We start from the raw sequence: 18,747 nt of genomic DNA, 5'->3' as shown, positions 1-18,747 counted from the left end.
CCCTCCTTGATTGCCCTGGAGGATAGTGCGGGGCAATCAAGTCGGCAGAGGAAGGCTGTTACCAGGTGTTAGGCAATTACGTACGCATGCCACGCCCACTGACTAACAGCTTGGCGCACGCGACGTACAACACCACCGTGGCCACCACCATGAAGGTGAGTGCGGTCCCGATCTGGATATCCGACACGCCAAGGATCCCGTAACGGAAAGAGTTGACCATGTGCAGCACAGGGTTGGCCAACGACAGTGTCTGCCAGATGGGCGGCAGCAGGTTGATGGAGTAAAACACCCCGCCCAGGTAGGTCAGCGGCGTTAACACGAAGGTGGGGATGATGGAAATATCATCGAAGTTACGCGCGAACACTGCGTTAACAAAGCCAAGCAACGAAAAGATCGTGGCGGTTAGCAGTACCACGACTATGGTCACACCCAAGTGATGCACTTGCAGGTCAGTGAAGAACAGTGAGAGCAGCGTTACGATCACGCCCACGGCCAGGCCTCGAAGTACGCCACCGAGGGTATAGCCGATCAAGATGATATGAGGCGACACCGGCGACACCATGAGCTCTTCGATGGAGCGCTGGAACTTGGCGCCGAAAAAGCTGGACACCACGTTGCCGTAGGAGTTGGTAATCACCGACATCATGATCAGGCCCGGCACGATGTACTGCATGTAGGTAAACCCGTTCATGTCGCCAATCTGGCGACCGATCAGGTTCCCGAAAATCACGAAGTACAGCACCATGGTAATGGCCGGGGGTAGCAGGGTCTGAGGCCAGATCCGCATGAACCGCCGTATTTCTCGGTACACGATGGTCTGCAACGCAACCATGTTGTGGGAAAACTCGCTACTCATACGGCCACCTTACCCAGGTTCTTCTCAACCAAGGACACGAACAACTCCTCAAGGCGATTGGTTTTATTACGCAAGCTGTGCACTTCGATGTTGCGCGTGGCCAACTGAGCGAACAGTGACGTGATGCCGGCGTTTTTATCCACCTGTACCTCCAGCACCCGCGGGTCGAGCAAGCGGCACGGGTAACCTACGAGTTCGGGGGCCACGGGCAGGTCTTGGCTGAGGTCCAGCACGAAGGTTTCAACCGTCAACTTGCCCAGCAAATTACGCATGCTGGTATTTTCCGCGATGGTGCCCTGATCGATGATGCCGATGTTGCGGCACAGCTGCTCTGCTTCTTCCAGATAGTGGGTAGTGAGGATGATCGTAATCCCCTTGTTGTTCAGCTCGGTGAGGAAGGTCCACATCGAGCGACGCAACTCGATGTCTACGCCCGCAGTGGGCTCATCAAGGATCAACAGCTTGGGCTCATGAATCAACGCCCGCGCAATCATCAATCGGCGCTTCATGCCGCCAGACAACGAGCGAGAAGGAACATCGCGCTTGTCCCACAGCCCCAACTGGGTCAGGTACTGCTCAGCCCGCTCCTTGGCAACCTTCTGGGAAATACCGTAGTACCCCGCCTGGGTCACGACGATGTCGAAGGTTTTTTCGAACTGGTTAAAGTTGAACTCCTGCGGCACTACGCCCAGCAGGCGCTTGAGCCGAGCGGGGTCACGGTCCAGGTCGTGGCCGAACACGTTGACGCTGCCGCTGGTTTTGTTCACTAAAGTGGACAAAATACCGATGGTGGTGGATTTACCCGCCCCGTTCGGGCCGAGCAGTGCGAAGAAGTCGCCTTCGGCAACGTCCAGATCAATCCCCTTGAGGGCCTGGAAGCCATTGCCATAGGTCTTTGTTAGCTGCCGGATGGACAGTGCGGAACTCATGTCAGATCTGTACCAGTGGGAGAGGTGGCCGAACGTTAAGGGCCGCCGGGGTGAATTACAATGTTTTGCCGTGCGGTTTCATCCTGACGAAACCCTGGGCGTGGGTACAGTCACTCCCCCTGATAGTCACTATCACGGGCAAGCCATTGCGCCCTTTGCCTAGCATCACCGACCGGCGCACAGCGCCTTAAGTTTCCCCGGCCCGCCAAGCGCAGCGCTGCGCCACTGCCAGGTGCGTTGAATCGTCGCCAGGACAATCAGCCAAAGGGCGCTTATACTGCCGCGCCTTTCACACAGGAGAACGGTGATGGCCCTTTCGATCCTTGAGCACCATTTGACGCTGCTGCGTCACCTCAGAAGCATACTTGAGGCATTGGGCGAGGCTGAACAAGTGCCCGAGGAAAGCCACGCGCTGTTCCTTGAACGTTTTGATGAATTGGTCGCCACGCTGGCCACCGACGAGCAAGAAAGCCTATACCTGGGGCAAGACTTGCTCTGCCAGACCATTACCCGGTACCCGCAGATTGCCCACTTGGTACCCCGTGACCTGCTGTGGTTTTTCGGTGGCGATTGCCTGCACTACATGCCCGACGACGAAATCGAGCTGTACCAGCAACTCGAAGAGCGTCGTTATCAGGCCGAGCAGGACGATGAGCCGTTCGACTGGAACCAGGAAAAGCAGTTGCTAGCGTTGCAGGAGGGTGGGGCCAAGCATTGATACGGCTTCGGTTCAAGGCTTCAAAGCACACTTGCCTGTTAATTTCGGTCCCTACCTTAGCCATGAAACTTCTTCAGCTAAGGTAGGAACCGGCCGGCTTGCTCATTGGTTGAACAACCTTTCATTGGGCGGGCATCCAAGCCGAACGCGAACGCTCGCCCCTATGTGAATTTCTTCAGCTTTTAAGTTTTTTTAAGTTCTACCTTGCTGCCCATATATATGGGCTCCTCAGGCTCATCAGGATTGGGATCTATTTTCAATGTAAATTTCACCTCCGAACCTATTTTAATCGCTGGATCTTTATCATAATTAAAGAAAATCTCTATATCCTTATATTTTTCGCATTCAAGAAAGCCGTAACCGCCCTCATAATTCAGTCTTTTTACCGTGCCTTCCAGCTCCGTTACCGTATCTTCGAAATCGTCGATCATGATATTCACCTAACTATTTGGTTTCACAATTACTTCACTACACCGGAACTGCTCACCCAGCATTAGATATTAAACACGGGCAAGCAGTGATATTGCATTAAATTACCCCCCATCAGCCAGTTAAACCAAGTACTGTCCAAAGATCGTACCTAGGATTGACAACAGGCTCCCGGTACGGCGTATCAAACCGGTACTTACCAGAAGCTCGCGGGCTTGTTGTCGACGTACCTTCCTCTGTGGCCAGTGCTATAGACGACTCCACCGTTCCGCGGAAAATATTAGCCGTTATTAACGTATCTTCGATTTCATTGACCCCAGATGCGAAACGCGACTGGTTTGCCCATTCATAAAACCTGGCCGGCCTTCCTGTCAGCTTCAGAGGGTCAGGGCCATCCCAAAGGCTCATGAGTTTGCCGAGCCACCCGCTACGACTGTACGTAGGCATCGGTTCCAGCCGGGCGGCGCGGGCGTCGAAAACGTTAATGTTTACTTGGCTAATAAACTTTTGCGCAGAAGCCTTGGCGTTGGCTGGGAGGTTACGCACAGCCTGAACCATGCTCAGCCGTAGCGATTGACGCCCAAGCCTACTGGTCAGCAGTTGTTTCATACCTCGCCCGACCGCTTTCACGCCACGCCCTATCACTCGCGCAGTACGCCCCAGTAGTGTGATGGTACCCTTGAGGGCACTGAGCGCTGTCTTCAGCCCTCCCCATGCGGCAGAGAGTACGCCGGACACCATAGAGGCAATACCTAACGCCTTGGACAACTCCGGATTAGACTTGGCGGTTAACACTGAGGCCACTTCCAGCCCGAATGAAAGCGCACTCAATGCTGTCAGAGCCGCGAACAACAGCATTGAGGCAGTTCCGCCTGAAAACACGCTTGCCGCTACGCCTACGACCGTCAACGCCGCTGATAACGCTAGCCCACGCCAAGTGCTGCCCACTGCCATCGTTTGAGTACCATCCAGTTCTATGTCGAGCTGACCTATTAGATGCTGCTTACCCCACCGGCTGATCATAATTGCCCCGCTAGGGTCATGCAGATTGACTGGGTCCGGGCAGTGCTGGTAGGGATTAAGGCCACCCTCCCCGCAAGGGGCCAACCAGTCTGGTTGAGCGTAGCGGCACAGGGCTGGGTCGTAACTGCGCCTGCCATTGCCGGCGTGGTACTGGCCAGTGACCGGATCGAGGCGCATCCCGTTATAGCCGCTCAACACGCCGGCCAATACCGCCCCCTCACCAAATGGCAGCCGTGGGGCCAGTGACAGTTCGCCTTCATTGACCTGGCCGGCTACCCCTACCTGAGGGTCGTCGATGAGCCAGCGCACCTGCTCCCCGTCGTACTGCGCGAGACCCGCCGAGAGGCTGGTGCGACGCGTAACCTGGCGCTCCTTATCGAACCAGACCTCGCCAATCAGCTCGTCACCCTCATAACGCAACTCGCGGGTGCTTTCATCCTGCGTTACCTGCTGCGCCACCAGGCGCTGATAACCATCGTATTGATAGCTCGCAAGAACGCCTCCACCGCTATCGCGGACTTCAGTTAGCTGGCCGCTGGCGTTGTAATCAAGCTGGCGGCGCTGGGTATCGCGCTTTAAGTACCCGTTGCCAGTCCAGGCTAAGGGCACGGACTCTTGGCCAAACTGTGCCGACGTCATCTGAGTAGGGTCATCAGCGCCGTCATAGGTAAACACCTGTTTTCGCACACTGCCGTCAACCAACGTGCTTTCGTAACTAGCCAGGTTATCGAGTGCATCCCACGTAAACGCTTGAGCCTTAATCGAGTTGCCGTCGGCATCTGTTGGGCAGTGCGCTGAGTTGTCGGCGTCACAGGTATAGTGTTGCAGCCGGTCAAGTAGGTCGTAAGTGAAACGCTCACTGCACCGAAGCTCGCCCTTTTCGTAACTCGCCTTGCTGGCCAATCGACCATCACCGCGCCAGGTCATGCGCTGCTCGAAACGCACCGCCCCGTTGTGCAGGAAAGTCCGCTTTATTTCCTGCCCCAGGCCATTGTGCTGGCTAAGCACCTGCCACTGCTCCCCTGCTTGAAGCGCATGAGCCTGGCGCGATTGCAAGTGGCCCAACGCATCGTATTGGTAGGACACGTCCTCGTGATCCTGGCATACGCGCAGCAGGCGCCCCTCAGGATCGATAAAGCCACGCTGCCAATGGCCATCCGCGCGCAATGACGCCACGGTCGCCCCCCGAAGGGTCTTCCAATCGGCGCTGCGCACTTGGGTGCGGGCCGTGGCCTGGGCAACCTGCACGCGGCCGGGCAGGTTGCCTTGGGTAAAGCTGCTCTGCCAGGCGTCGTTCGCACTGGCCCCTGATGCCACAGTGACGACATCGCCTTTGCGCGTAAGGCTGGCCACGGTGCTGTCCCCTGCTTTCCACTGCACGCCACCGGCATCGACATGGGTGTGCAGCGGCGTCTTATCTGGCAGCGTGATGGTGTCGCCATCGAACCTGTAGGTGCGCTTGCCAACGGTACGCGATTGCAACGTAGAGCCTTCATGCACAGCCTGGGTGGCGACGGTTTTGCCGTCCACTTTGAGATGAGTAATCTGGTTGCTGAACCCATGATAGGCACGCTCGATCAGCGTTGAGTCCGGCCGAGTTATTTTAGTGACTCGCCCGAGGGCATCGCGCTCGAAGGCGTAGCGGCGTGTTTCGTCGCCCACCACGCGCTCACTGCTTACCACGCGCCCATTTTTATCGAGGTGTTGGGTCAAGTTCAGTTGGTGCTCGCCCGCACCGTCCGAGCGTGTTTCTGTACGTTCGAAGGTGCCATCGGTTTTAGTCCGGTATTCAGTGACCCGTTGAGAGAGGCGTTGTTGTGACAGGCCTTGCTCGGCGGTTAGCCGAGTGGTGCTGGTGTGGGCCGTCGGAATAGAGAATAACTCGGGGGAAGAGATATAAAAACCAAATGCCTCGCCTTCCTGTGTTCCAAAAAGCCGTGTGAAGAAATTTGAGACAGTCACATCTTCTTCCTCAGGCATGCCTTTCAATTCATTAAAATCAAAAGATAGCCTTGAAACAGTTTCTTCTACTTTAAAAACCCCGCCTTTTAAAACCTCGCACTCGAGTGGACATTCCTCCTGACGTGGATAATATGCGTTCGGACCCATATTTGAAACAACCGTTTTCGTGGTTGTCCAGTATTTCTCTGAACATTCAGCATATCTGCTATCTTTGGCGCCTCCCGCCCCTTGCAATAATTTCATAAGCTTCAATGGATCATAAGTCCCCCATTCAAATATCCGCAATCCTGATTTAAAACCCCGATCCATAAGATCTTCTAATTCATTACCAGTTGAAGGAGCCTTGCCTTCGTAATTCTTCAGCCCCACTAAAACATCCAGAAACTCAATTACTGTTTCTTTGCTTGCACTACCAAAGCCCCGATAGGAGACTTCCCGGATTTCGGCCTCGCTTTCAATCAATCGGGTCTCAGCTTTACCTAATCCATCCTCAACAACCACGCCCTCGTTCACCCAAGGCTGACGCCCAAGGCGTGGCTGTACCTGTGCTCGTTCAATCACCGCCTGACCGCCTGGCAGATAGTCCCATTGGTAACTCCCCACCACGTCCGAATCATCGAGCCCTTGCAGGTAACGCTCAAACAGCGGCAGGTAACCACTTGAAAGAGCCCGGCGCCATTCGCTGCGCCATACCCGTTGCAAGCCATCCAGATAGGTTTGACTCTGGTCCTTATTCGAATGGTTGTAGGTATGGGTCGCTTTCGCCCCATCCTCGGAGTATTCAGTAGTGATATCAACATCGGCCTTACGCTCATTGACACGGCCCTTTTTGCCCGCCCTGAGACGGTACTGCACTTCCTTGACCACTCGCCCGGCAGCGTCATAGGCCCATACCGTTTCGGTATCGCGCTCAATGCGCGCCAAGCGGCGCTGGCTATGCCGTGAATACCGCTCCTCGCTTACGGTCTGGGTGCCCGCCAAGGTTTCACACGTAGTGCGCACAGTGATATACGGCTCGTTAGGGTTGTCTTCAAACCACTGAATGTCTTGCTGTTTGAACGTTTCTGTGCCGAGGTGGGCGAGCTGTGTGTCCGTGCTGGCCCACTGTTTAACCTTGCTGGCACCGCTCGGTGTCTTCTTGGAAGTCACGGCCGACACATGTTTGAGGCGCTGATGCCACCATACCTCTCCTTCACCCTCCTGGGCCCAGCTAATGTCGTCGGTGAGCTGCCCCTCGAATCTGCCTTCTGCGCTTATTCCCTCGATAACGAGCTGCTGTGCCGGCTCAAGCAAGGTTCGACCTGCGCGGTCCACCACGCTATAGCCGAATAATTTCAAACCCTGCGAATTGCCGAACTCATCACATTGATACTCAGCCATCAAAGGCCGTGCTGCGTAATCCGGAACCGCTGGACAAGCCAGTGTTGGAAGAACAGGCAAACCCAGGCCGGTCGAAACCTTCGCTGCAATGGTGTTGGTGCCGCCCTCTCTTGGGTAATAAGCGCGGTAGAAGGTGTGTTGACCTTCCATGATCATTTTCAGCGTCAAGCCATCGCCGTCTTGCTCCGTTAGCAGCACGTCGACTGCTTTACCGAGCGCTTTGCGCTGTGGTGCCGGCAGAACACTGGTCAGCTCCTCAATAGCCGCGATCAACTTCAGGTGGTTTGCTTTACCAAATTTCCAGAAGATTTCACCCGTTGCCGCTTGATGCTTCACTCGCTGCGGCCCAGTAATAAGTACGGGGGTGTTGCCAGCTTCTGTCTCCAGCTTAATCTGCGCAATCGCATTAATCAGGTCATCCCCAAACCCTGTGTAGCGGAGAATTTGTGTTTCCCCCCCCTTCTGCGCCTTGAATTCAAGCCATTGACTATCAGCGGACGCTGCCCCTTTCAAGAGCTCCTGACGCTGTGAGTTGGCGTCCTGGCCGAACGCCTGCAAGTGATGCTCGCGCGCGCCATGCGCACCTCGTTCGCCTGAAACAATGTACAACGCGTTGTCTGTGTTCAGTAAGCGGCCTTTGTAACGGTAGGTGCTCACTTGGTTCTCTTGGCCATGACCTGGTACCAAGGCATGCAACGCAGCCTTTGGCCATAAAGGCTTCTTATCTTTGGGTCGAATGCCCGGCCGGTACTGTACATATTCGACCGACCCGTCAAGCTCCTCTAGCCGGCAAAGTACGCGGTCTAATGTTGGATCCTCGGCATAGCCGCACGTCACCTTCTGCACAATTTCAGCGGCTTTTTCACGCGTAAGGGTGCACAGCAATTTGTTTTTCAATTGCAGTGCAACCCTAAAGCCCTCATCACTTTCCGGCCATACCTGCATGAGAACCCGGGCATCCTCGCCCTCTGGGGTAGTGTAATCAGCCGTGAACAGAGTACTTTCTCCACTCTTGATACTCAGCAGTTGGAATTGCCCTTTTACACGGTTCCACTCCAAATCGAGCACTTCGCCGTACCGTGATTCGATACGGGAGGGCAACAGTTGTACGAACGGCCGTTTGTAACTTTCAATACGCTTATCAAGGTCTTTCGTATTGCCATGCTTTTCCCAGGCACTCACTGCCTCGTCATAATCCAACCTTGCGCCAATGTAATAACCTGCCGGTGAAATCACCAAGAGTACCCACTGCGTCCAATGCTCGGGCAAAGCAGGGAACTTAGGCCGGCTCTTTTGCTTAATCGCTTCGAGCGCCTCAACTATCTTCTGATGAAACTCCTCATCATGTTCAATATCATCACTCTTGCCAGGCTTGCTCAGCACTTCCCGACGGCCGCTGGGCAGTTCAATCGTGAACTCGCTGTAATCCTCGGTGCAGTACATGCGGAACTGATCTTTCTTAAGCGGCTGTTCCTTCCCAAGCTGCTCCCACTCTGCCTCGGTAAAGGTTACTCGCACGCCACTGGCCAGCGTTAATCGACGCTCACGCACATCCAGGCTGGAAAAGCGCCAGGCCCAGCCGTCACCTAGCCCGGCTTCATTGCCGCGCAAGGCAGAATAATGCAGGGTCAGGTCGCATATTGGCCCTAGCCCGCTCAACCCTTGCAGCGTGGCAACCGGGTAGTGCGCGTGGAACAAGCCCGTGCGCGGGTCCACTCCTGTTTCAGTCTGTCCCAGGGTGTCGAACAGTTCAGAATGCTCGGTATTGCCGTAGTCTTCGCATAAGACACTGGTTGGCTTATAGGGCTTCAAGGTATCAGACGGTATGTAATTGATCGCCTGGACTGTGTGCCAAAATTGGGCCTTGTCGAAGAAACCAACATGGCCGACCGTTTCTGCCGCTGCCGCTGCCGCTGCCTCTGGCCCTGGCTTTGCCTGTTTCTCTCTCGTGCGCTCTGGGTCGTCCAGCGTGATTCTATAAGTGCTTTCAGTGATGCGCCCACTCCATGTAATGCTATCGGCGGTTACCGATTTCGGCCATACCATGCCCTCCTTTCTATCCGTTGGCACACATGCGGCCACTCGGTAGCCTTTTTCGAAGGCTGCTTGGGCCAAGCGGAACACACATTCGCCAGCACACAAACCAACCGTAATCTCCAATGAGCCAGCGCCGGAGGTATGTGTCACCGTTGGGGCAACGAAGTCGGCTGTCACCTTATCGTGGGGATCAAAATCGACTTGCAGTTCACAAAAACGAGGCATCCACAGCAGCCCGCCATCCGTATCGCTCTCCTGAACCTGCAGTTCGGGCCAGGCCTCGGCTTTTAGGAACTTGACCATGGCACTGCGCCAGGCGTTCTGAGCGAGCGGGGCACCGTCTTTACCCAGCGGTGGTTTAAATACCGCCTCATGCAACAGCTTGCCATTGAACGGATGGTGCATCGATACGCGCACGGCGTCTGTGATAGCCGCCCCCTCGGGCACCTCCACTACAGGGCCCTGCGTACGGTTGCCCGCATCCGGTAGCGAAGTGAATATGCGCAGTGCATCACCCCTGTGCCAAAGCCCAAGATTTTGGGTATCAGTGACAACGAGGTTATCCGTAGAGGGGCTAGCCGAACCTGCCCGCAGGTAGGCAGATACGCTTGACGCGTTAAGCTCGGTTGCCCATGGCGCCAGCCACTTACCACTGGCTCGTTGAGCACTGGTAGGGGTCCACTCGTGATGGCCAACCACACGGTGCGAGAACGCATCGTACACCCAGGCATGCAAGGTGGTTCCTGCTGGCAAAGCCACTGCACCGTCCACCTTGCGACTTTCCCACCAGCGCGCGACGGTCAGTGTCACGCTCAATTCAGCACACTGCGGTACCCAGAACGCGTTGTTGGTAGCCGCTGGCGTGATTTGGCTGCCATTGCGCCACTCGCCAGCCCGCACGAGGTGGCTGTCGCGATTGATCTGCTCGCACAGCGCCTTGACCCATCCCGCCTCTACGTGCGCCGTGGTAGGTGTAAAGAAGTGCTGCTCAAACAGCGCCTGTGTCTTGAGATCCCGAACCTGCAAGCACAGCGTCTGCTGTGCGGTGAGCTGAAAGGCGTCATTGCACGCCAGCGCCTGCACCAGGTTATTGGTAAAGGGGGCGTTGCTGAAGGCCCGATATTGGGTGTGGCTCCAAAGACGCAAGGGTGTGACCGCGGTCGACCAGCTATTATCTTTCCCCCACCCGCCAGCAGTAATACCCGAGCCTAACTTAACAATGTGGTTGGCGAATGCCTGCGGCCATTGCGCAGCCTGAAGTTGGTTACTTTGAGCAGTATAGTCAAATCGCGTTATCTCACCATCTCGGCGGTTGACTAAAAACGCGCTTAGTTTTTCGTTAGGGGCCAATGCACGGCCAGCCTTTATAGGGACGGTGCTGCACCAGCCATCATCGACGCTACCCACACGTGCCAGCGTGAAGTCGGTCATATCAGGTAGGTAGCCATCAGGTTGAGTAGTGATCAGGTACGGTACCGCAAAGGGTTCGAGCTGGGCCCTATCCACTTGGTCAAGGCCCGCATCTGGCTTCACCTTGCCCTTGACTCCGTTCAACAAGTACACCTTTCCGATAGCGCTAAACAACAAATGCTGTTTATCGAAAACCCCGACCCTCACTGGCAGGGGATGGTCCACTTTTAACCGGCCATAGTTTTTTTGGGCATCTTCATCAACAGTGAATATAAACTTCGGATAACTGCTATTAATGCCTTCAACCTGCACACAACCGTAAAACCAAAAAAAACCAGCCCCAATACCATTGAGCGTCTCGATCAATAAGGGCCCAGAGGCAGGTGTGAGCGCGCTCCACTGTGCTCGATCCACCAGCGTTGCGCCTGCTTCAAGCAATGCCTCGATTCGTGTAGCTTCTTCTTGAACTTTTATACCCAACTCAGGCACCTGCTTGATGCCTGCATATTTAATATGTTGCTTTTGTGGGGTCAGGAGGTCTAGCCCGTCACTTCCGGCAAAATAATACGTGGCTTTAACACCATCGATTGTAAGGGTATCACCCCTCTGAAAATGCTTCTCAAACTGGGACTGGGAGTATGCCATTACCTGATCCTCGAGCGTGTAGCTGCCTATGAAGGCATTACACGACTCAAATCGGGCCTGCACAACTAGCAAAGTACTAGGTTGTATAGGTCGATTATCAGACAGTGTGCGCAGCAAGCAATGACTGTATGAGCTGGCTATGGATCAGCTACCGCGGTATGGGCGAGCCTCCCTTTGGCTAACCAGGCGTTAAATCTGAGAAATTTCTGCCAGAACAGATAGGTAATGCAACGGCCATCCAACTGCTTCTTACCAAGAAAAGTGGCGAAGGGCGCAATGCTCGTGACATTACTATGGGTAATATGCATGAGTAAGATGTTTAGAATATTTCGCTGAAAACGAAAAAAGACGCCTAGGCGTCTTCTTCAATTATTTACAAACGCCAGCGGTTCGCTGCAAGCAAAAATTTGGATACTTGTCACGAGCGCCTGCATCGATCGGTGGCTGGCGTGGTTTCGCTACGCGTTTTCAACAAGAAGTTGCAATAGCGTCTTATCGGCTTTAATAACACCGCATGTCTGCAACAGATCGTTCAGCCCTCCTAACATCCCTATGTCGTCGCGCGTAGGCTTACCTGCCAACGCTCGTCTCAATGCCATAAAAATTTTCATTCGACCAAATTCCGCTTCTTCGAACTTAAGCCCTGGCTCAAGAATTTTGTGTGCCGCCTTTTCAAGCTCAGTCTCCAGGTGTTGTTGTAGATCCGCTTTATTCATCATGTGCTTTACCATTTGCAAATTGTTATAGAAGGGTGCAGTGGCGACCTATGAATGGCTCAGGCTATACCCTGCAACACCGTACTGATTGAGGCGCGGTAGCAGGATGATAATCAGAATAAGGACAGGATCATGCTAGCTGACAAAACTGCTAGGTAGGCTAAAGAAGAGACCTGATGTAAAGCTGTTTTGTTGGAAAATTCAGAACAAAAAAAGGGCCCCTAAGGACCCTTTTGTGGCTAGCCACCTAAGCGACTTACCTGAATATGGAGCGGGAAACGAGACTCGAACTCGCGACCCCGACCTTGGCAAGGTCGTGCTCTACCAACTGAGCTATTCCCGCAATGGCGTCCCCTAGGGGACTCGAACCCCTGTTACCGCCGTGAAAGGGCGGTGTCCTAGGCCACTAGACGAAGGGGACAACTGCCCGAAACAACCTTGGTTGTTTCAGCTACCGCGGCCGCGATGGCCTCGGGTTTTACCTGCACCGCTCTGAAGCCGTGCAACTGTAAACTGGAGCGGGAAACGAGACTCGAACTCGCGACCCCGACCTTGGCAAGGTCGTGCTCTACCAACTGAGCTATTCCCGCAATGGCGTCCCCTAGGGGACTCGAACCCCTGTTACCGCCGTGAAAGGGCGGTGTCCTAGGCCACTAGACGAAGGGGACACGCTACAACATTCACTACCTGCAACGCTTCACAAAGTGCTTTACGCTGCAAGTGGCGCGCATTCTAGGGGCGCTTTCGATAACCGTCAACCCCTCGATAAAAAATTATTCAAATCAAGGGGTTTGGTCATGCTACCCCTTCACCTGGCCTGGGGCTATGCTGCGTCAAAGCGCACGCGCATAATCGCCTTCACCCTGAGCTGGCTCGATAGGCTGCCCTGTCGCCCTGCCACGCCTGGCACTACACTTACGCTATCGTACAAACGAGGTTAGCCCCGTGACGCATATGATGATCGCTGCAATTGTGATAGCGGGTGTCGCGATACTCATCGCTATTGGCTTCCTCAATAATGTGGTGGAAGCCAATAAATCGGAAAAAGTCCGTTTGGGTCATGAGCTCAAAGACCGCCTGCGGCGTTGCGCAGAACTCAACGAGCGCTTTCCGGGCCAATTCATTACCCCCGAGCTGAAAATGCTCATGCACCGCCTTGAGCACAACGTGGTCAAGCGGGCTCTGGCGCTGAACAAGGCCAACCTGGACCTTAAGGAACGCTTGGCCGAGCTTGAGCTAGACATGAGCAAGGCCGAGGGCGAAGGGGATGAAGACGCCAAGGGGATCGAAATCAAGAACCCCCCAGCACCGGTAGTCAGCGAAGCCCAAGCCAAAGAGGTCAGCTACTTGATCGAGGCCCTGCACCATCAGATTCTTCGGGCCGCCCAAGAGGGAGTATTCAAGCCAGGCGAGTCGCGCCATTGGGCGAACGTCATCCGCGGCCTGCTGGTAAAGCTGCACCTGGAGTTCTTCAACAACCTGGGGCAGCAAGCCTTTCAGGACGGAGACCCTGGTCATGCCCGGCTAGCTTACGAGCGGGCCATGCAATACCTGAAGAAACAGCCCGACCCCAGTGCCTATAGCGAAGAGACGGCCTACGTTCAGAAGATGGTCGCGCGTGCCGACGCCTTGGTACTGAACAAAATCCAGGCCAATGAGGGGGACCAGAACGAACTCACGGCGGGTCTAAAGGAAACCGAAGAGCAAACGGACTGGAAAAAGAAAGCCATCTACGATTGAGAGCCGCGCATGCCTGACATGCGCGCCCTCTTCTTAGACCTACCTTAAAAGCTGCCAACATCGGTGGCGTTCAGGAATATCTGCGCCAGTTGCTCCACACCTGCCTGATCGGCCTCGGTAAACCGGCCAACTCGTGGGCTGTCGAGGTCGAGTACGCCAATCAGGCGCCCCTCCTTCACCAAGGGTACAACCAGTTCGCTATTGGACGCGCTGTCGCAGGCAATATGCCCTGGGAAGGCGTGTACGTCCTCCACGCGTTGCGTTGTGCGAGTTTGCGCGGCCGCCCCGCACACGCCTTTAGAGAACGGCATACGCACGCAGGCGACTTTTCCCTGGAAGGGGCCTAGTACCAACTCTTCCTGGCGATTCAGGTAAAAGCCCGCCCAGTTCAGGTCTGGCAATTCGTTGAAGAGAAACGCTGACAGTTGCGCGGCATTGGCCACGAAGTCCTGCTCTCCAGACAACAGCGCCTGGAGTTGCGCACATAACAAAGCATAGCCATCCAGGCCTTCGCCAGTAGCGTTCAGATCAATCATGGTTGGTTTCCAGCATTTGCAAGCCCACCCAATAGCGGGCGAATTGATAGGCACAGCGCCCGTTTCGGTTACCGCGCGAGGTGGCGAAGCGCACTGCCAGCACGTCGAAGGCCTGGTCACGCGTCCACGCTAATCCCACCTTGCCGGCCAGTTGATCGACCCAGTGGGCCACCACTTCCAGGTAATGCGCCTGAGTAAAGGGATAGAACGACAGCCATAGGCCGAAGCGGTCAGAAAGCGCGATCTTGTCTTCCACGGCTTCGCTAGGGTGCAACTCACCTTCTACCCGCGTCCAGTTGTCGTTGTCGCTTTGTTTTTCAGGCACCAGGTGCCGTCGGTTAGAAGTGGCATACAGCAGAACGTTATCCGGTGCTTGCTCCAGCGAGCCGTCGAGCACGCTTTTGAGTACGCGATAGTCCCCCTCCCCTGCCTCAAAGGACAAGTCATCGCAAAACAGCACGAACCTTTGGGGCAGCCGCTGAAGCTGTTCTACGACGCGTGGCAGGTCTGCCAGGTGATCGCGCTCGATTTCGATCAGGCGCAGGCCTTCGGTGGCGTACTCGGCCAACAGCGCTCGCACCAGTGACGACTTGCCGGTGCCGCGCGACCCCCAGAGCAGTGCATGGTTCGCGGGCAGGCCTTTGATGAATTGCCGGGTATTGCCTTGTAGCTGCTCACATTGCTTGTCTATCCCTTGCAAGTCATCAAGGCGGATGTCCAGGCTAACGTCCAGCGGCATGAGGTAGCCATCGCGCCCCTCGCGGTGCCAGCGGGCGGCCAGCGTGGCATGCCAGTCGATCACAGGGCGTGGGGCAGGCAAGAGGGGCTCCAGGCGCGCCAAAACCGCATCGGCGCGTTCGAGAAAGGCAGATAAACGGGTGTCCAAAACTTCTCCTCGGCGCTTACACGCGCTATACAGAGTGCAAAACGGGCCCCTTCGAAGGCACAGCCCATGAGCGCCCCTTCGACTATGCTAGGGGGTGCTTTATCAAGATAACAGCGCGGTACCCATGGGCATAAAGTTCAACCACCGATTGTCCTACAAGCAAGCCCGCCTGACTGTGGTGGTGGGCCTGATACTGGGTACGCTATTGAGCGTGGTACAAATCTCGCTCGATTATGCCAGCAGCCGAGAACTGCTTAAAAGCCAGATCGCCTCGCTGCTTGAAATCAGTCAGAACCCGGCGTCCCGCATTGCTTACAACATCGACCGGGAGTTGGCCCTGGAACTCACGCGCGGGTTGTTGCGATCCGAGTCAATCGTGCGCGCCCGCCTTACCGACGACGACGGCACCCTGCTTGCGCAGGTAGAGCGCCCACGGGCAGAGACGCCTTATCGATTCATCACCGACCCCCTGTTCGGCCCCAGCCTTGAAGTGCAAACAGACCTGTTCCTGGAGCACTTGCCTGCGGACCACCTTGGCACGCTGCAGGTGGCGGCAGACACCGCCGCGCTAGGCGGGCGCTTCATCGAGCGTGCCGAAGTTACCCTGATCAGCGGCTTTCTACGCACCACGCTGTTCACGGCGATCTTACTGGTCATGTTCTATTTCATGCTCACAAAACCGCTGGTGGCGGTGGTCGAGCGCCTAAACCGGGCCAGCCCGAACATCGCACACCCCCAGCACCTGCCGTACCCGCCCGGGCATGAACACGATGAAATTGGCGTGTTGGTGCAGGTGGCCAATCAGCAGCTGGACCGCATGGCGGCTGAAATCCGTCAACGCCACGCCGCTGAAGACCAACTCACCGCCTACCTCGATGAGCTGGAAGACATCGTGTCGGCGCGGACCACTGAGCTTGAAGCCAGCAACCAGCGCCTAAGCCAGTCCAACCAGGAACTGGACGACGCCCGGCGCACCGCCTTGGAAATGGCCCAGGCCCGTTCGGCGTTTTTGGCCAATATGAGCCATGAGATCCGAACGCCTCTCAACGGCTTGCTGGGCATGCTCACGCTTACCCTGGACACCCCCCTCACCAATGACCAGCGCCAACAGCTCACCATTGCTCATCACTCGGGCAAGGTACTGGTAGAGCTGCTCAACGATATCCTGGACCTGTCCAAGTTCGATGCTGGCCAACTGGAGCTGGAACACCTGCCGTTCGACCTGGCGGTGTTGGTCGAAGACACGGCTAACCTGTTCGTTCAGAACGCTGCAGTAGGGGTAGAGCTGACCTGCCTGATAACACCCGACTTCCCGGCCTTGGTGATCGGAGACGCCATGCGCGTGCGGCAAATTGTCAGCAATTTGCTGTCCAACGCGCTTAAATTCACCCCGAGCGGGCGCGTGGATGTACGGCTGTCCGGCGTAGGAGAGCATGCCCGCATTGAGGTGCGAGACACTGGCATTGGCATCCCGGACGACGCTCAAAGTCGGATCTTCAAGCCCTTCACTCAAGCAGGCGCTGCGATCAGCCGGCAATTTGGCGGGACCGGGCTTGGGCTGGCCTTGACCAGCAACCTGTGCACAGCCATGCAAGGCCGGCTGAGCATCAGCTCCAAGGCAGGCGTAGGCAGCCGCTTCTATGCTGATCTGCCCTTGCCTGTTCATGCCATGGCGGAGCCCGCGCCTCGACTGAGTGGCCGGGTGGCCGTTGTCAGCGAAGGGCACAGTGGGCTAGTCGAGATGCTGGAAGCCTACCTGCCCCTTTGGGGGCTCGCCTATCAACGCTGCGACCCTGATCAAACCCTGGGACATCCTGAGCCCGACCTGTTGATTACGGATGATGCCACCTACCTGCCTTCTGCGCGGGGGCACGTAAAGGCGCCGTTACTCTTGGTGGCGACCTATGGCAACTTCCTGTCCAGCGAGCGCGCCCGTGAGCTCGCACCGCTGCAACAACTGCCGCGCCCCTTGGCCCGCCAGGCACTGTTGGCCATTCTGCGTGAGCATTTGGAAGAGCAGGCCCCACGCCAACAGCCCCTGCCGTTACCGCCTGAGGTCGCACCGCCTACCCGCCGGGTGCGCATACTGCTGGTTGAGGACAACCCGGTAAACCAGCTCGTGGCCAAGGGAATGTTGAGCAAGCTGGGGTGCCAGGTGCAGGTGGCCGTCAATGGTGCTGAAGCCTTGGTAGCCCTCGATGCGCAGCCAGTGGATCTTGTGCTGATGGACTGCAACATGCCGGTGATGGATGGGTATGAGGCCACCCGGCGTATTCGTCAACGCGGGCACTGGGCGCACCTGCCGATCATTGCCCTTACGGCCAATGCCATGCCCGAGGAGCGCGACCGCTGCAAGGCGGCTGGCATGAACGACTACCTGGCCAAGCCATTTCGCCGGGAGGACCTCATTGCCCTGATCGACGTGTGGAGCCCTTCGGCGCCTTAAGCGAGCAAGGCTTCTATCTGCGGCGCCAACTGCTCAGGGCGCGTGGTAGGCGCGAAGCGTTCGATCTGCTCGCCACTGGCGCTCACCAGGAACTTGGTGAAATTCCACTTGATCGCACCCGTGCCCAGCACGCCCGGCGCCTCGCGCTTGAGCGCAACGAACAGAGGGTGTGCTTTAGGCCCATTCACGTCGATTTTGCGGAACAACGGAAAGGTCACGCCGTAGTTGAGTTCACAGAAGGCCGAGATTTCGTCTTCCGTGCCCGGCTCCTGGCCGCCGAACTGGTTGCAGGGGAAACCCAACACCACCAGACCGCGGCCCTGGTACTGCTGCCAGAGCTGCTCAAGCCCTTGGTACTGCGAGGTGAATCCGCACTTGCTGGCCGTGTTCACCAGCAGGTAGGCCTTGGCTGGAAAATCCGCCAAGGCGCACTCGCCCCCTGCAATCAAAGGGCACGGGATGTGCAACAGGGAGGCGGCCATCAGACCTTCTCGCCCTGCTCGTCGATCAACTGCAAGCACACCGAGTTGATGCAATACCGCAGGCCGGTGGGTGGTGGGCCGTCTGGGAAGACATGACCCAAATGGGCATCGCAGGTGGAGCAACGCACTTCAGTGCGGATCATGCCGTGTGTGGTGTCGCGAATTTCCACCATGGCCTGCTCTCCAATAGGCGCGTAGAAGCTTGGCCAGCCGCAGCCTGAATCGAATTTGGTCTTGGAATCGAATAATTCCGTATTACAACAGATGCAGTGATAGATACCCTGGGTTTTCTCGGTATTGTACTTCCCCGTAAAGGGGCGCTCGGTACCGGCGAGCCGGCAGACGTTGTATTGCTCGGGGTCGAGCATGTCATGCCACTCTTGCAGGGTTTTTTCAATCTTTTGCATAGCTTTACCTCGGCTACGGAAAAGTCACCAAGCGTGGCCTTTTCCGTGATGGGGACGGCACGTATGATTGTGCCTTTGATTGCGACCAGTCTGTCACCCGCGCATCGCTCGTTCAAATTCATTTTCGGCGCCACCCGGCCACTCT

At 56.3% G+C, this 18,747-nt stretch carries 12 protein-coding genes and 4 tRNA genes; 3 read left to right on the top strand and 13 right to left on the bottom strand.

All coding sequences use genetic code 11. The features are described from left to right. Positions 1-76 precede the first annotated feature (76 nt). Both AC4LE2_RS05925 and AC4LE2_RS05920 read right to left on the bottom strand, forming a co-directional pair. Complete coding sequence (locus AC4LE2_RS05925; RefSeq protein WP_491824803.1) at positions 77-856, bottom strand: ABC transporter permease; 780 nt, start codon at positions 854-856, stop codon at positions 77-79. Then, entirely contained in the window at positions 853-1,785 is a 933-nt protein-coding gene (locus tag AC4LE2_RS05920; protein WP_491824801.1) for an ABC transporter ATP-binding protein, read from the bottom strand. Before AC4LE2_RS05920 ends, AC4LE2_RS05925 begins: the two co-directional genes overlap by 4 nt. Positions 1,786-2,092: 307 nt before the next feature. On the opposite strand from AC4LE2_RS05920, the gene AC4LE2_RS05915 reads away from it, so the two are divergent. Further along, positions 2,093-2,503 carry a PA2817 family protein gene (locus AC4LE2_RS05915; protein ID WP_491824799.1) on the top strand — a complete coding sequence of 137 codons (411 nt, stop codon included), beginning with the start codon at positions 2,093-2,095 and terminating at the stop codon, positions 2,501-2,503. A gap of 182 nt (positions 2,504-2,685) precedes the next feature. Here the strand turns inward: AC4LE2_RS05915 and AC4LE2_RS05910 are convergent, their stop codons facing one another. The 7 genes from AC4LE2_RS05910 to AC4LE2_RS05880 form a co-directional block, all read right to left on the bottom strand. Further along, positions 2,686-2,934, bottom strand: coding sequence for a hypothetical protein (locus tag AC4LE2_RS05910; RefSeq protein WP_491824798.1), 249 nt, complete (start codon positions 2,932-2,934; stop codon positions 2,686-2,688). A 112-nt stretch (positions 2,935-3,046) separates the two neighbouring features. After that, on the bottom strand, positions 3,047-11,389 hold the full coding sequence (locus AC4LE2_RS05905; protein WP_491824796.1) for an RHS repeat-associated core domain-containing protein: 8,343 nt from the start codon (positions 11,387-11,389) through the stop codon (positions 3,047-3,049). Between the two features lie 458 nt (positions 11,390-11,847). After that, a complete protein-coding gene (locus AC4LE2_RS05900; protein WP_491824794.1) occupies positions 11,848-12,108 on the bottom strand; it encodes a hypothetical protein in 261 nt (86 codons plus the stop codon). A 264-nt stretch (positions 12,109-12,372) separates the two neighbouring features. Beyond that, positions 12,373-12,448: transfer RNA gene (locus tag AC4LE2_RS05895), tRNA-Gly, on the bottom strand. A gap of 2 nt (positions 12,449-12,450) precedes the next feature. Continuing rightward, positions 12,451-12,526: transfer RNA gene (locus AC4LE2_RS05890), tRNA-Glu, on the bottom strand. A 93-nt stretch (positions 12,527-12,619) separates the two neighbouring features. Next, positions 12,620-12,695: transfer RNA gene (locus AC4LE2_RS05885), tRNA-Gly, on the bottom strand. Between the two features lie 2 nt (positions 12,696-12,697). Then, a tRNA-Glu gene (locus tag AC4LE2_RS05880) sits at positions 12,698-12,773 on the bottom strand. A 277-nt stretch (positions 12,774-13,050) separates the two neighbouring features. Here AC4LE2_RS05880 and AC4LE2_RS05875 point away from each other — a divergent pair. Then, positions 13,051-13,845 (top strand): hypothetical protein, encoded by a 795-nt coding sequence (locus AC4LE2_RS05875; RefSeq protein WP_491824793.1) that lies wholly within the window; start codon positions 13,051-13,053, stop codon positions 13,843-13,845. Positions 13,846-13,889: 44 nt separating this feature from the next. Here AC4LE2_RS05875 and AC4LE2_RS05870 read toward each other — a convergent pair whose 3' ends face one another. Next, a complete protein-coding gene (locus tag AC4LE2_RS05870) occupies positions 13,890-14,381 on the bottom strand; it encodes a GAF domain-containing protein (protein ID WP_491824791.1) in 492 nt (163 codons plus the stop codon). Next, positions 14,374-15,267, bottom strand: coding sequence for an ATP-binding protein (locus tag AC4LE2_RS05865; protein WP_491824789.1), 894 nt, complete (start codon positions 15,265-15,267; stop codon positions 14,374-14,376). Before AC4LE2_RS05865 ends, AC4LE2_RS05870 begins: the two co-directional genes overlap by 8 nt. Before the next feature lie 124 nt (positions 15,268-15,391). Between AC4LE2_RS05865 and AC4LE2_RS05860 the strand changes: the two genes are divergently transcribed. Next, positions 15,392-17,713: a response regulator gene (locus AC4LE2_RS05860; RefSeq protein WP_491824787.1), complete on the top strand. Its 2,322-nt coding sequence runs from the start codon at positions 15,392-15,394 to the stop codon at positions 17,711-17,713. Here the strand turns inward: AC4LE2_RS05860 and AC4LE2_RS05855 are convergent. Both AC4LE2_RS05855 and msrB read right to left on the bottom strand, forming a co-directional pair. Further along, positions 17,710-18,195: a glutathione peroxidase gene (locus tag AC4LE2_RS05855; protein ID WP_491824785.1), complete on the bottom strand. Its 486-nt coding sequence runs from the start codon at positions 18,193-18,195 to the stop codon at positions 17,710-17,712. The genes AC4LE2_RS05860 and AC4LE2_RS05855 overlap by 4 nt on opposite strands. Next, positions 18,195-18,602, bottom strand: coding sequence for a peptide-methionine (R)-S-oxide reductase MsrB (gene msrB, locus AC4LE2_RS05850; protein ID WP_491824783.1), 408 nt, complete (start codon positions 18,600-18,602; stop codon positions 18,195-18,197). The genes AC4LE2_RS05855 and msrB overlap by 1 nt, the downstream gene beginning before the upstream one ends. Positions 18,603-18,747: the final 145 nt, after the last annotated feature.

The organism is Pseudomonas sp. 9.3L (assembly GCF_058536285.1).
This window is presented reverse-complemented; position numbering and strand designations above follow the sequence as displayed.

What these genes read in the sequence shown, in the direction of transcription:
- AC4LE2_RS05925 (WP_491824803.1), bottom strand. Translation starts at nt 856, where the DNA reads ATGAGTAGCGAGTTTTCCCACAACATGGTTGCGTTGCAGACCATCGTG.
- AC4LE2_RS05920 (WP_491824801.1), bottom strand. Translation starts at nt 1,785, where the DNA reads ATGAGTTCCGCACTGTCCATCCGGCAGCTAACAAAGACCTATGGCAAT.
- AC4LE2_RS05915 (WP_491824799.1), top strand. Translation starts at nt 2,093, where the DNA reads ATGGCCCTTTCGATCCTTGAGCACCATTTGACGCTGCTGCGTCACCTC.
- AC4LE2_RS05910 (WP_491824798.1), bottom strand. Translation starts at nt 2,934, where the DNA reads ATGATCGACGATTTCGAAGATACGGTAACGGAGCTGGAAGGCACGGTA.
- AC4LE2_RS05905 (WP_491824796.1), bottom strand. Translation starts at nt 11,389, where the DNA reads ATGGCATACTCCCAGTCCCAGTTTGAGAAGCATTTTCAGAGGGGTGAT.
- AC4LE2_RS05900 (WP_491824794.1), bottom strand. Translation starts at nt 12,108, where the DNA reads ATGATGAATAAAGCGGATCTACAACAACACCTGGAGACTGAGCTTGAA.
- AC4LE2_RS05870 (WP_491824791.1), bottom strand. Translation starts at nt 14,381, where the DNA reads ATGATTGATCTGAACGCTACTGGCGAAGGCCTGGATGGCTATGCTTTG.
- AC4LE2_RS05860 (WP_491824787.1), top strand. Translation starts at nt 15,392, where the DNA reads ATGGGCATAAAGTTCAACCACCGATTGTCCTACAAGCAAGCCCGCCTG.
- AC4LE2_RS05855 (WP_491824785.1), bottom strand. Translation starts at nt 18,195, where the DNA reads ATGGCCGCCTCCCTGTTGCACATCCCGTGCCCTTTGATTGCAGGGGGC.
- msrB (WP_491824783.1), bottom strand. Translation starts at nt 18,602, where the DNA reads ATGCAAAAGATTGAAAAAACCCTGCAAGAGTGGCATGACATGCTCGAC.